Here is a 13,050-nt window from a genome sequence, read left to right on the forward strand (position 1 = left end):
TGTCGAAAGCAGCGTCTCCCGATCGACGCATGGGTGAGAGGCAGGAAGAAGCCCCGCCTCCGGAACACACGAGACACACGAAACACGAGGAGTCACCATGCCGCGCTACCTGTCGCTGGTCCAGATCGACGAGGCCACCGCCCCCGCCGAGGGCCCCAGCCCCGAGCTCATGCAGCGGATGGGCGAGCTGCTCGAGGAGATCACCAAGGCGGGCGTCATGCTCGCCACCGACGGGCTGACGCCGTCCGCCCAGGGCAAGCGGGTGCACTGGGAGGCCGGGCAGCTGTCCGTCACCGACGGGCCCTTCACCGAGTCCAAGGAGGTCGTCGGCGGCTACGCGCTCATGCAGTGCAAGGACATGGCCGAGGCCATCGAGTGGACCAAGCGGTTCCTGAAGGTGCACGAGGAGCACTGGACGGTGACCTGCGAGGTGCGGGAGATCGCGGAGGGCTGAGTCGCGGCTTGGCCTCACGGCCCGGCGGGTGTCTGATGGTGGGTTGTGGAACCACAGCCCACCGTCACCCCGGCCGACGCCGACCTGGCCGGTACCGACCCGGCCGAGGCCACCGCGGCCGATGCCACCACCTCCGGCACCGGCGACGCCGTCGAGACGATCTTCCGCATCGAGTCGCCCCGCATCATCGCCGGCGTCGCCAGGATCGTCCGTGACGTCGGTATCGCCGAGGAGCTCGCGCAGGACGCCCTGGTCGCGGCGCTTGAGCAGTGGCCGCGGGATGGCGTGCCGGAGAACCCGGGTGCCTGGCTGATGGCCACCGCCAAGCACCGCGCGATCGACCTCGTACGCCGCCGGGAACGGTACGCGCGCAAGCTGGAGGAGATCGGGCGGGACCTGGACACGACCACCCCGTTCGAGGAGCCCGCCGACCCGGACGACATCGACGACGACCTGCTGCGGCTCGTCTTCACCGCCTGCCACCCCGTTCTGTCCGCCGAGGCCCGCATCGCGCTCACCCTGCGGCTGCTGGGCGGCCTGACCACCCCCGAGATCGCCCGCGCCTTCCTCGCCCCCGAGGCGACGATCGCCCAGCGCATCGTGCGCGCCAAGCGGACGCTGGCGACGAAGGGGGTCGCCTTCGAGGTCCCGTACGGCCCGGAGCGCGAAGCCCGGCTCGGGTCGGTCCTCGAAGTCATCTACCTGATCTTCAACGAGGGTTACGCCGCCACCGCGGGCGACGACCTGCTGCGCCCCGCCCTGTGCGAGGACGCGCTGCGACTGGCCCGGGTGCTCGCCGAGTTGATGCCCAAGGAGCCCGAAGTGCACGGGCTGGCCGCCCTGTTGGAGCTCCAGGAGTCCCGCGCGGCCGCCCGCACCGGCCCCTTGGGCGAACCGGTGCTCCTCAAGGACCAGAACCGCCGCCGCTGGAACCGCCTGCTCATCCGCCGGGGCTTCGCCGCGCTGGGCCGCTCCAACGCCGTCGCCACGGCAGGCCCCGGCCCGTACGCCCTCCAGGCCGCCATCGCCGCGTGCCACGCGCAGGCGTACGCGTACGAGGACACGGACTGGGCGCAGATCGCCACCCTGTACGGGCTGCTGGCGGCCCGCTCCCCTTCCCCGGTCGTCGAGCTGAACCGCGCGGTCGCCGTCTCGATGGCGGAAGGCCCGGAACCCGCCCTCGCCCTCGTCGACGGTCTCGCCACCGAACCCGCCCTGCGCGACTACCACTTGCTGCCCAGCGTGCGCGGGGACCTGCTGGCCCGGCTGGGGCGTACGGCGGAGGCGCGGGCGGAGTTCGCACGCGCGGCCTCGCTGGCGCGGAACGAGCGCGAGCGGGCACTGCTGCTCGCCCGGGCCCGGGAGTGCGGCTGAGCCACGCCCACTTCTCCAAGTGGCCGTCGTCGTACTCCTCCTACCCGATCACGGCGAGCACCGACGAGGGCGCCTCAAGACGGTCCACCCCCAGTAGACGGCGTGGCGGGCGCCCCCACCAGCATGGTCGGGGCACCCGCCACCCGCGTCAGGAACACGGTCGCCGCATGCGGCCCCTGGGGCTTCACCTTCCGCCGCAGCTCCTCCGGCTCGACGGCCGACCCCCGCTTCTTCACCGTCAGCACGCCGACCCCCCGCTCCCGCAGCAGCGCCTTCAACTTCTTCACACCGAAGGGCAGTTGGTCGGTGATCTCGTACGCGGTGGCATACGGCGTCGGCCGTAGCTCGTCCGCGGTGACGTACGCGATCGTCTCGTCGACCAGCCCGCCCCCCAGCTCCTCGGCCACCTCCGCGACCAGATGCGCGCGAATTGCGGCGCCGTCGGGCTCGTACAGATAACGTCCGACCGGTCGCACGGCGGGATCCGGCAGCCCCCGCCCGCGCAGCACCCGCGGGCCCGGCAGCAGTGTGGCCCGCACCAGGCCCGGCTCCGTGCCGAACCACAGCACGGCCTCCTTCACGTCGCCGCTGTCGGAGATCCACTCGGCCTCCGCCTCGGCGGGGATCGCCTCGTGGGGGATGCCGGGGGCGATCTTCAGGGCGGCCAGGGGTGCCGCGAGCGCCGTCCCGATCGCCCAGGACAGTGGCGGCGAGTACGCCTCCGGGTCGAAGATCCGGCCACGTCCGCCGCGCCGCGCGGGGTCCACGAAGACCGCGTCGTACGGCGCCGTGTCCACCTCGGTGACATCCGCCTCGCGCACCTCGATGAGGTCGGCGAGGCCGAGGGCGTCGGCGTTCGCGCGGGCGACCACCGCGGTCAGCGGGTCGCGGTCGACGGCGAGGACGCGGATCCCGGCGCGGGCCAGCGCGATCGCGTCGCCGCCGATGCCGCAGCAGAGGTCGGCGACCGAGCGGACGCCCAGCTCCTCGAATCGCCTCGCGCGGTGCGTCGCGACCGTCGTACGGGTCGACTGCTCGACCCCGTTCGGGGTGAAGTACATCCGCTCCGCGTCCTCGGCCCCGAACTTCGCCACCGCCCGCTGCCGCAGCCGCGCCTGTCCGAGCGCCGCCGAGACCAGCTCGGCCGGGTGCTCGCGGCGCAGCCGGGTGGCGACGGCCAGCTCCTGTGCCGGTTCGGTGCCGCGCACCTCGTCGAGCAGGGCGCGGCCCTCGGGGGTGAGGAGGGAGGCGAAGGAGACGTCGTTCACCGGGCCATTGTGGGCCAGTCGGTGGACGGCGCGCTTCCGGCCGCGGTGTCGGGGCCCCGCAGGGGCCATGGCCTGGGAGGATCCCGCATCATGCGACCAGTGCGACAAAATTATAAAAATGGGGCGAAGTGGATGGGTCTTCGCGGTGGAATCGCCCTGCTCGCCCTCACCGCCGTCGTCTCCGGCTGTGCGGAAGACGGCTCCGGCGGTGTGTGGCCGGCCCATGGTCAGCAGCCGCTGAAGGCACCCCCCGCCCGCGCCCTCGACGCGTACGCCTCCAAGCTCCGCCTCGCGCAGGCCCAGCGGGTCGCCGCGGCCAAGCGCTGGGGGCTGGCCGAGACGCCGCTGACGGCCCCGCCCGCACCCGCCAGGAAGCCGGTGATCAAGGCGCGCAAGGGGTTCGAGGTCGACGGCCAGGAGGAGCTGGGGCTGCCCCCGGTCTTCACGACCATCCCCACCAAGAACAGGGTCGTATTCCTCACCATCGACGACGGCGCGGAGAAGGACCCGCGGTTCCTGCGGATGATGAGCGAGCTGAAGATCCCGTACACCGCGTTCCTCAGCAACTACCTGGTCAAGGACAACTACCGGTACTTCCGCAAGATGCGCGACCGGGGCATCACCCTCAACAACCACACGCTGACCCACCCCTACCTGCCCGGACTCTCCTACGCGGAGCAGAAGGACGAGATCTGCGGCATGCAGCGCGTGATGAGGAAGCAGTTCGGCAGGCGCCCGACGGTCTTCCGGCCCCCGTACGGCAACTACAACGGGGACACCCTGCGCGCCGCGAAGGCCTGCGGCATCAAGTACGCGCCAATCTGGGACGAGGAAGTCTTCGTCGACCACTGGGAGTACCGCGAGTGGGACCGCGACCTGCACCCCGGCGACATCGTCCTCAGCCATTTCAGGGGCCGGAACGACTGGAAGGGCACCATGCCCGACATGGTCCGCCGCTTCATGAAGAAAGTGACGGCCAAGGGGTACGCGGTGGCCCGCCTGGAGGACTACCTGTGAGGCACCGGGTGCGCGCCCTGGCCGCCGGGCTGCTCGCGGCCGCGCTGCTCACCGGCTGCGCCCAGTCCGTCGACCCGATCGAACGGCTGGGCAAGAAGGCGGCGCAGAAGGTACGGCCGCACCCGTCGGCGTACCGCCGCTGGGGGCTCGCCGCCCCGCTCGCCCGGCCGCCGAAACCACCCGCCAGGACCACCGCGCGCACCGCGGGCCCGGGGCTGCCGCCCGTCGTGGACCACGTCCGGACCCGCGACAAGGTCGTCTTCCTCACCTACGACGACGGTGCCGAACGCGATCCCCGGTTCGTCGACATGGTCCGTGAACTGCGGCTGCCGGTCAGCATGTTCCTCACGAACAGTGTCGTCGGGCCGGGGTACGGGCACTTCGCGCAGCTGGGCGAGGTCGGCGCCAGCGTGCAGAACCACACCCTCGACCACGCCTCCCTGCGCGGCCTGCCCTACGCCGGCCAGCGCGCCGAGATCTGCGGCCAGCAGGACAAGCTCAAACAGCGCTTCGGCATCCGGCCCCGGCTGCTGCGTCCCCCGTACGGCACCTACGACACCACCACCCTTCGTGCCGCCGCCGACTGCGGGGTCGCGGCGGTCGTCCTCGGCCGCCCGGCCGACGCCCACCCGCTGCGGCCCGGCGACATCCTCTCCGGCTTCAGAGAACCCAACCTCACGGACGCGACACTCAGGCTCCTCAAGCGCATCCAGGCGGAGGGCTTCACCCCGGCACGCCTGGAGAGCTATCTGTAGCTATGTGAGGACGGCTGCCGATACTTCAGCGCGGCCGGTGTCACTTCAGCGCGGGCCAGCACTATTCAGCCCGTCCGGCGTTTGAGGACAAGGCCGTTCAGGCCGATAAGGGGGGTCTGGGGGCGCAGCCCCCAGGGCACGCCCACACCCACGCACGGCTCCCAGAACCCCACGCCACGCCGGAGGCCTTTGGCACTCCGCTTGACCGAGTGCTAATCGCAGTCATAGTCTCAGGTCTGGCACTCCCCACTGGAGAGTGCCAATAGCGACGGGCAGGTCCGGCACCCGCGACGACGGATCGACCTGGTCGCCACCTCAGACAGTTAACCCCGTGAGATCTCCGAAGGGGGAGGTCGGATCGTGACGACCGCCAGCTCCAAGGTTGCCATCAAGCCGCTCGAGGACCGCATTGTGGTCCAGCCGCTCGACGCCGAGCAGACCACGGCCTCTGGCCTGGTCATCCCGGACACCGCGAAGGAGAAGCCCCAGGAGGGCGTCGTCCTTGCCGTGGGCCCGGGCCGTTTCGAGGACGGTAACCGTCTTCCGCTCGACGTCACCGTCGGCGACGTCGTGCTGTACAGCAAGTACGGCGGCACCGAGGTGAAGTACAACGGCGAGGAGTACCTCGTCCTCTCGGCTCGCGACGTGCTCGCGATCATCGAGAAGTAATTCACCTCAGTTTTGCAATGAACTGCGCCCCTGGCCCCCGCGACCTAAGAAGCCGGGTGCTGGGGGCGCAGTTCGTTCTCCCCAGTTTTCCAGAGTTTCGAGAGGGCTGAATCGCTCCCATGGCGAAGATCCTGAAGTTCGACGAGGACGCCCGTCGCGCCCTCGAGCGCGGCGTCAACAAGCTTGCCGACACGGTCAAGGTGACGATCGGCCCCAAGGGCCGCAACGTCGTCATCGACAAGAAGTTCGGCGCTCCCACCATCACCAACGACGGCGTCACCATCGCCCGCGAGGTCGAGCTCGACGACCCGTACGAGAACCTCGGCGCCCAGCTGGTGAAGGAGGTGGCGACCAAGACCAACGACATCGCGGGTGACGGTACGACCACCGCCACCGTGCTGGCCCAGGCGCTCGTCCGCGAGGGCCTGCGCAACGTCGCCGCGGGTGCCTCCCCGGCCGCCCTGAAGAAGGGCATCGACGCCGCCGTCAAGGCCGTGTCGGACGAGCTCCTCGCGACCGCCCGCCCGATCGACGACAAGGCCGACATCGCCGCCGTCGCCGGTCTGTCCGCCCAGGACCCGCAGGTCGGCGAGCTCATCGCCGAGGCGATGGACAAGGTCGGCAAGGACGGTGTCATCACCGTCGAGGAGTCCAACACCTTCGGTCTGGAGCTGGACTTCACCGAGGGCATGGCCTTCGACAAGGGCTACCTGTCGCCGTACATGGTCTCCGACCAGGAGCGTATGGAAGCCGTCCTCGACGACCCGTACATCCTCATCCACCAGGGCAAGATCAGCTCCATCCAGGACCTGCTGCCGCTGCTGGAGAAGGTCATCCAGTCCAACGCCTCCAAGCCGCTGCTGATCATCGCCGAGGACGTCGAGGGCGAGGCCCTGTCGACCCTGGTCGTGAACAAGATCCGCGGCACGTTCAACGCCGTCGCCGTGAAGGCCCCCGGCTTCGGTGACCGCCGCAAGGCGATGCTGGGCGACCTCGCCACCCTCACCGGCGGTCAGGTCATCGCCGAGGAGGTCGGCCTCAAGCTCGACCAGGTCGGCCTGGACGTGCTGGGCACCGCCCGCCGCGTGACCGTCACCAAGGACGACACCACGGTCGTCGACGGTGGCGGCGACCACGAGGCCGTCCTCGGCCGCGTCAACCAGATCAAGGCCGAGATCGAGAACACCGACTCCGACTGGGACCGCGAGAAGCTCCAGGAGCGCCTCGCGAAGCTGGCCGGCGGCGTGTGCGTGATCAAGGTCGGCGCCGCCACCGAGGTGGAGCTCAAGGAGAAGAAGCACCGTCTGGAGGACGCCATCTCCGCGACCCGCGCCGCGGTCGAGGAGGGCATCGTCTCCGGTGGTGGCTCCGCGCTCGTCCACGCCGTCAAGGTCCTCGAGGGCAACCTCGGCAAGACCGGCGACGAGGCCACGGGTGTCGCGGTGGTCCGCAAGGCCGCCGTCGAGCCGCTGCGCTGGATCGCCGAGAACGCCGGCCTGGAGGGTTACGTCATCACCTCCAAGGTCGCCGAGCTCGACAAGGGCCAGGGCTTCAACGCCGCCACCGGCGAGTACGGCGACCTGGTCAAGGCCGGCGTCATCGACCCGGTCAAGGTCACCCGCTCCGCCCTGGAGAACGCCGCCTCCATCGCCTCCCTGCTCCTCACGACCGAGACCCTGGTCGTCGAGAAGCCGGCCGAGGAAGAGGCCGAGGCCGGTCACGGCCACGGTCACGGCCACTCCCACTGAGGTTCGTAGCTGACAGCTCGCTGCTGACAGCTCGTAGCTGATACCGAAGGCCCGGTCCCCCTGGTGGGGGAGCCGGGCCTTCGTGCTGCGGAGTCGCCTGAGTCCGTCGGAGTTTCTGAGTCCGTCAGAGTTTCCGGAGTCCGGCGGAGTCACTGGGGTCCGTCAGAGTTCAAGCTGGTCCAGAACGCCGAGCTGGCCCATCAGCCCCAGCTGGTCGTACTGCCACCAGCCCTCGGCGATCTTGCCGTCGTCCTGGCACCGGAAGACGGTCGTGCCGGTCATGGTGACCTGCTTGCCGGTCGCCGCGATCCCGCGGAAGTCGCCCGTGTGGGTGCCGTTCCAGGTCCAGCGCGTGCAGACGCGATCGGCCTCGGTGACCTGGTCGTCGATGGTGAACGTGAAGTCGAACGCGCCCCGCCACATCCCGATCTCGCGCCGTATCGCGTCGAGCCCGATGGTGTCCTGCTCGTTGGCGGGATCGTGGTCGTGGTAGTTCTCCGCGATCAGGTCGTTGAGCGGTGACAGCTCACCCTTGAGAGCTATCGTCTCGAAGAACTTGCGGATGTTGGCCGAGTACAACTGCTCGTCGCGGACCACGTCCAGGTCCGTGAATGTCGGCATCTCGTCGCAGAGAGCCACCATCTCCTGGAAGATCCGGTCCGTCTCGGGAAGATTCGAGTTCAGCATCGCGTCTTCGTACGACGGGAACTCCACGATCTCTATGTAGTGGGTCGCGTCGGACCGGTCCTTGCCGATCACGTTGTGCGTCGCGGTCCGCTTGCCCTTGGTCTGTTCGACCCATGTGTCCATCAGCTGGTTCATCTCGTCGAACCGGCTGGTCTTGCAGTCGATGAGCTGTACGAATGTCATGGCGCCACCTCCGGCCCCCTGGGTCCGGTTGAACACCCTCATTTTCCCACCGGAGGGACGACACCACCTATTGAACGGCGGCCCTTTCTCAGAGCCGTACGTCCACCGTCACTGAGGGCCGTACTTCCGCCCCGTCTTCGACGTGATCCCGCCCAGCAGCGACCGCGGGGCCAGCTTCACCACACCCATCAGTGCCTTGTAGCGCGGGTCGGGGATCGACAGCGACTTGCCGCGGGCCAGATCCGCGAGCGCCGCCGCGACCAGCTTGTCCGCGTCGAGCCACATCCAGTTCGGGATGTTGTCCGTGCCCATCCCGGCCCGCTGGTGGAACTCGGTGCGCACGAAACCGGGGGCCAGCGCCATCAGCCGTACGCCGCTGCCCGCCAGATCCCTGGCCGCGCCCTGCGTGAACTGCACGACCCACGCCTTGGACGCCCCGTACGTACCCCGTGGCACGAACGCGGCCACCGACGCGACATTGACGACCCCGCCCCGGCCGCGCTCCCGCATCGACTCGGTCGCCGCCGACGTCAGCCGGAGCACCGCCTCGCAGTGCACCTTGAGCATCTTCAGCTCGTCGGCCATCGATACGTCGAGGTAGCGGCCCTTGTTGCCGAAGCCCGCGTTGTTGACCAGCAGGTCGACGGGGTTCTTGCGGTCGCCCAGTCGCCCGGCCACCGCTTCGATGCCGTCGTCGGTCGCCAGATCCGCCGTCAGCACCTCCGCCTCGATGCCGTGCCGGTCGTGCAGTTCGGTGGCCTGCTCGCGCAGTCGCTTCGTATCGCGCGCCACCAGGACGAGGTTGTGCCCATCAGCCGCCAGACGCCGCGCGAAGGCCGCGCCGATTCCCGCGGTCGATCCCGTAATCAGAGCCGTTGTCATGGCGCAAGGTTAGTGACCTGGCCAGGCGTCCGGCGCCCCCCGCCACCCAACGCCCGGCCAAGCTCCACGAGTTCCGCGCACCCTGGTTTTCAGGGGCCTAGCCCGCGTACTTCGCCACGTACTTCTCCGCCGTCTCCAGCGACTCCGGATGCAGCGCCTCGGCCGCCGCCAACAGCCTTGGCAGCAGCTCCCGTTCGGTCGTGACGGCGCGGAACTGGAGGGCGACCGTGACGTCGTGACCAGGCCGGTGCACGATCTCGATCGGGTCGCCGGAGCGGATCTCGCCGGGCTCGACCACCCGCAGATACGCGCCGGGCGCGCCCTTCTGGGTGAAGCGCTTCACCCAGCCCCTCTCCCCGACGTGCCCCTGGAAGGTGAGGCAGGGGATGCGCCCGCAGGTGACCTCCAGGACGACCTCGGAGCCGACGCGCCAGCGCTCGCCGATCCGCGCGCCGGACACATCGAGCCCCTGCGTCGTGAGGTTCTCGCCGAACACGCCGTTCGGCAGCGTGCGGCCGAGCTCGCGCTCCCAGTCGTCGAGGTCCTCGCGCGCCACCGCGTACACGGCCTGGTGGTCCCCGCCGTGATGCCGCATGTCGCACACCGCGTCCCCGGCGAGGCCGCTCGCGCCGACCCCCTTGGGCCCGGGCGCGGTCACCCGGACGGGCCCGTCCACGGGCTGCTTGTCGATGCCGGTCACGCCCTCCGGCTGGTCCGTGTACTCGACGGCCCGCGCACGGCCCAGATTCAGCGACAGAAGCTTCATGACAACAACGCTAGGCGATGGCGGTCAAAGCGGCGACGCAATATTCGGCGACACCCCCAAGACTCGCTTATGCTCGACGCATGATCGAGGCCCGTCATCTCCGCGTGCTGCGCGCCGTCGCCACCACCGGCTCCTTCTCGGCGGCGGGGCGCGAGCTGGGCTGCACCCAGCCCGCCGTCAGCCAGCAGATGAAGGCACTGGAGTCGTCCGTCGGCACACCGCTGCTGATCCGCACAGGGCGCGAGATGCGCCTGACCCAGGCGGGTGAGGCACTGGTCCGGCACGCGGCGGGCATCCTTTCCGGGCTCACGGCCGCCGAGGAGGAGGTCGCCGCGATCGCGGGCCTGCGCGCGGGCCGGGTCCGGCTCGTCTCCTTCCCCAGCGGCAGCTCCACGCTCGTCCCGACGGCCCTCGCCGCGCTGCGCGCCGCGCACCCCGGCACCCGTGTCTCCCTGGAGGAGGCCGAGCCGCCCGAGTCCGTCGAGAAGCTCCGGGCCGGCGACTGCGACATCGCGCTCGCCTTCCGGTACGAGGGAGCGGCCGGCGCCGAGGAGTGGGACGACCTGGTCGTACGGCCGCTGCTGACGGACCGGCTCGTCGGGCTCGTGCCCGAGGGGCACCGCCTCGCCCGGGCGGAGTCGGTCGCGATCGGCGAGTTCGCCGGAGAGCCGTGGATCGCCGGGTGCCCGCGCTGCCGCGGACAGCTGATCGAGGTCTGCCGCAGCGCGGGCTTCGAGCCCCGTATCGACTTCGCCACCGACGACTACCCGGCCGTGGTCGGCCTCGTCGGCGCGGGTCTGGGGGTGGCCGTCCTGCCGGAGCTCGCCATCGAGTCCGTACGTCCCAAGGGGGCACGCACGGTGACGGTGGAGCCCCCGGTGCGACGGGAGATCGTCGCGCTCACGCTGCCTGATCTGGCCCAGGTGCCGGCGGTGGCGGCAACGCTGGACCGGCTGGCCCGGGCCGCGGCGCGGTAGCCGGGAAAGGCGGTACGGGGAAGGCGGGAAAGGGCGGTAGCGGGGAAAATAGGGGCACGCGTGCGCGTGCCCACCGTGCAGAAACGTTCCTTCAGTTGTTCGAAGCGTGACCGCTTCCGGTGGCCGCCGCCGAGACCAGCCGGTTGCGCGCCCGACCCATGAGTTCTTCGCGCTCGTCCTCGGTCAGTCCGCCCCACACGCCGTACGGCTCACGCACCGCCAGTGCGTGCGCCGCGCACTCCGCGCGTACCGGGCATCTCATGCAGACCTCTTTGGCCGAGTTCTCACGAGCGCTCCGTGCCGCACCGCGCTCGCCCTCCGGGTGGAAGAAGAGCGAGCTGTCGACCCCGCGGCAGGCCGCGAGAAGCTGCCAGTCCCAGAGGTCCGCGTTCGGACCGGGAAGGCGGGAGAAATCTGCCATTGCGTGTCCCCTTGTTGCCGTTCTGGGCTGCTCTGTGCCCACCGACCGTACATCTACGATCTAAGGAGATGAAAATATGACTCATTGCGAATCTAGCCGCAGACACCAGCAAAGGGGAAGAAATCGGGCTAAATGGGGCATAGGTTGTGATGAAACATTGAGGGTCCGTTGTGCATGTCTGCACCGTGTCCGCACCCTCACGTAGAGTGCCGAAGATGACCGACTGCCCCGTAACTCTTTCGAGTGACCATCGTTGAGAGTGCGGATGCGGTTGAAGGAACAAGCGCTCGGGCAGGCGGCAGTATCCGCCGGCGAGTGTCAACCGCACAGGTGACGATTCGTACCCAGCCTGGAGGCTCAAGGTGACGCGCATCAGCTGCGGAGGGCGGCCATGACATCCGTCCTCGTCTGCGACGACTCCCCGCTTGCCCGAGAGGCGCTCCGCCGCGCGGTCGCGACCGTGCCCGGCGTCGAGCGTGTGACGACGGCGGCCAACGGCGAGGAAGTCCTCCGCCGCTGGGGTGCCGACCGTTCGGACCTGATTCTGATGGACGTACGCATGCCCGGACTGGGCGGCGTGGAGACGGTCAGGCGGCTGCTGTCCGCCGACCCCGGTGCGCGCATCATCATGCTCACCGTCGCCGAGGACCTGGACGGCGTGGCGCTCGCCGTCGCCGCCGGTGCCCGCGGCTATCTGCACAAGGACGCCTCCCGCGCGGAGCTGCGGGCGACCGTGACGCAGGCACTCGCCGACCCCACCTGGCGGCTCGCCCCGCGCAGACTGCGCTCGGCCGAGATGGGTGCCGCGCCCACGCTCACCGCGCGTGAGATCCAGGTGCTGGAAGGCATGAGTCACGGCCGCTCCAACGCGGAGATCGGCCGTGAGCTGTTCCTCTCCGAGGACACCGTCAAGACCCACGCCCGGCGGCTGTTCAAGAAGCTCGGCGCCTCGGACCGCGCGCACGCCGTGGCGCTCGGTTTCCGGTGGGGTCTGGTTCGCTAGGTGAGCCGCCTCGAGGGTATGACGGTAGTAGCCCCTGCCCGCCTCATGGCGGGTGGGGCCGGGCCCTCAGGGCGAGTCTCTTCGGTGCCCGATCCCGGTTTCCCGGCGGATGCCGCATCCTTGAGGTGTGGAGTCTCTTGGGGACGAGTCGGTCGAGCGGAAGGGGAGGGCGCAGGAGATGAGTTCCGGCGCACCTGCTCATAACGCTTCGGTGCACAACTACGGACGCGGTGCCACGGATCGGACGACGCCCAGGCACCATGGACCGATGCGCGACGACGGGACGACGGTGATCGGTGCGCTCGTCCATCGCGCGGTCGACGGCGACGAGCAGGCCACACACGACCTGCTCGCCCATGTACATCCGCTGGCTCTGCGCTACTGCCGCACCCGTCTGTCCCGACTTCCGGGCGACGCGCGGCACTTCGTGGAGGACCTGGCGCAGGAGGTCTGCGTCGCGGTGCTCCTGGCGCTGCCGCGCTACAAGGACACCGGGCGTCCCTTCGAGGCGTTCGTCTTCGCCATCGCCGCGCACAAGGTCGCTGACCTGCAACGCGCCGCGATGCGCCACCCCGGCTCGACGGCCGTCCCCTCGGACGAGATGCCCGAGCGCCCGGACGACTCGCTCGGCCCCGAGGAGCGTGCCCTCCTCAGCAGCGACGCCGAATGGGCCAAGAAACTCCTGGCCAACCTCCCCGACAACCAGCGCGAGCTGCTGTTGCTGCGCATCGCGGTGGGCCTCACGGCCGAGGAGACGGGCCAGATGTTGGGAATGTCACCAGGGGCCGTACGGGTGGCACAGCACAGGGCGCTGAGCCGCTTGCGGGCGCTGGCGGAGCAGTAGGA

14 protein-coding genes are annotated in these 13,050 nt (G+C 69.9%); 9 read left to right on the top strand and 5 right to left on the bottom strand.

The genetic code is table 11. From position 1 onward, the window contains the following. Positions 1 to 97 precede the first annotated feature (97 nt). Positions 98 to 454, top strand: coding sequence for a YciI family protein (locus OG975_RS29145; RefSeq protein ID WP_406332335.1), 357 nt, complete (start codon positions 98 to 100; stop codon positions 452 to 454). A gap of 45 nt (positions 455 to 499) precedes the next feature. Further along, positions 500 to 1,828 (top strand): RNA polymerase sigma factor, encoded by a 1,329-nt coding sequence (locus OG975_RS29150; protein ID WP_406332336.1) that lies wholly within the window; start codon positions 500 to 502, stop codon positions 1,826 to 1,828. 74 nt (positions 1,829 to 1,902) lie between these two features. Here the strand turns inward: OG975_RS29150 and OG975_RS29155 are convergent, their stop codons facing one another. Continuing rightward, positions 1,903 to 3,096 (bottom strand): THUMP-like domain-containing protein, encoded by a 1,194-nt coding sequence (locus OG975_RS29155; protein WP_406332337.1) that lies wholly within the window; start codon positions 3,094 to 3,096, stop codon positions 1,903 to 1,905. A 132-nt stretch (positions 3,097 to 3,228) separates the two neighbouring features. Here OG975_RS29155 and OG975_RS29160 point away from each other — a divergent pair, with 132 nt between their 5' ends. From OG975_RS29160 to groL, 4 genes are all read left to right on the top strand, one after another. Further along, positions 3,229 to 4,113: a polysaccharide deacetylase family protein gene (locus OG975_RS29160; RefSeq protein ID WP_406332338.1), complete on the top strand. Its 885-nt coding sequence runs from the start codon at positions 3,229 to 3,231 to the stop codon at positions 4,111 to 4,113. Continuing rightward, positions 4,110 to 4,868, top strand: coding sequence for a polysaccharide deacetylase family protein (locus OG975_RS29165; protein WP_406332339.1), 759 nt, complete (start codon positions 4,110 to 4,112; stop codon positions 4,866 to 4,868). The genes OG975_RS29160 and OG975_RS29165 overlap by 4 nt, the downstream gene beginning before the upstream one ends. Before the next feature lie 360 nt (positions 4,869 to 5,228). Then, positions 5,229 to 5,537, top strand: coding sequence for a co-chaperone GroES (gene groES, locus OG975_RS29170; protein ID WP_077796719.1), 309 nt, complete (start codon positions 5,229 to 5,231; stop codon positions 5,535 to 5,537). A 119-nt stretch (positions 5,538 to 5,656) separates the two neighbouring features. Next, positions 5,657 to 7,285, top strand: a complete 1,629-nt coding sequence (gene groL / locus OG975_RS29175) for a chaperonin GroEL (protein ID WP_406332340.1) — start codon at positions 5,657 to 5,659, stop codon at positions 7,283 to 7,285. Between the two features lie 162 nt (positions 7,286 to 7,447). On the opposite strand, the gene OG975_RS29180 is transcribed toward groL, so the two are convergent. The 3 genes from OG975_RS29180 to OG975_RS29190 all read right to left on the bottom strand — a co-directional run bounded on the left by OG975_RS29180 (position 7,448) and on the right by OG975_RS29190 (position 9,803). Next, a complete protein-coding gene (locus OG975_RS29180; protein ID WP_406332341.1) occupies positions 7,448 to 8,155 on the bottom strand; it encodes an ester cyclase in 708 nt (235 codons plus the stop codon). A 108-nt stretch (positions 8,156 to 8,263) separates the two neighbouring features. Next, positions 8,264 to 9,037, bottom strand: a complete 774-nt coding sequence (locus OG975_RS29185) for an SDR family oxidoreductase (RefSeq protein WP_327431057.1) — start codon at positions 9,035 to 9,037, stop codon at positions 8,264 to 8,266. Positions 9,038 to 9,134: 97 nt separating this feature from the next. Beyond that, positions 9,135 to 9,803, bottom strand: coding sequence for an MOSC domain-containing protein (locus OG975_RS29190; RefSeq protein WP_406332343.1), 669 nt, complete (start codon positions 9,801 to 9,803; stop codon positions 9,135 to 9,137). Positions 9,804 to 9,883: 80 nt separating this feature from the next. Here OG975_RS29190 and OG975_RS29195 point away from each other — a divergent pair, with 80 nt between their 5' ends. Continuing rightward, positions 9,884 to 10,780, top strand: coding sequence for a LysR family transcriptional regulator (locus tag OG975_RS29195; RefSeq protein WP_406332344.1), 897 nt, complete (start codon positions 9,884 to 9,886; stop codon positions 10,778 to 10,780). 91 nt (positions 10,781 to 10,871) lie between these two features. On the opposite strand, the gene OG975_RS29200 is transcribed toward OG975_RS29195, so the two are convergent. Next, entirely contained in the window at positions 10,872 to 11,201 is a 330-nt protein-coding gene (locus tag OG975_RS29200; RefSeq protein ID WP_327431060.1) for a WhiB family transcriptional regulator, read from the bottom strand. A 391-nt stretch (positions 11,202 to 11,592) separates the two neighbouring features. On the opposite strand from OG975_RS29200, the gene OG975_RS29205 reads away from it, so the two are divergent. Next, positions 11,593 to 12,204: a response regulator transcription factor gene (locus tag OG975_RS29205; RefSeq protein WP_003948568.1), complete on the top strand. Its 612-nt coding sequence runs from the start codon at positions 11,593 to 11,595 to the stop codon at positions 12,202 to 12,204. 268 nt (positions 12,205 to 12,472) lie between these two features. Further along, positions 12,473 to 13,048, top strand: coding sequence for a sigma-70 family RNA polymerase sigma factor (locus OG975_RS29210; RefSeq protein WP_327431061.1), 576 nt, complete (start codon positions 12,473 to 12,475; stop codon positions 13,046 to 13,048). Positions 13,049 to 13,050 lie beyond the last annotated feature (2 nt).

Origin of the sequence: Streptomyces sp. NBC_00203, from assembly GCF_045206325.1 — a bacterium.
In the GTDB taxonomy this organism is placed as follows: Bacteria; Actinomycetota; Actinomycetes; order Streptomycetales; family Streptomycetaceae; genus Streptomyces; species Streptomyces lutosisoli.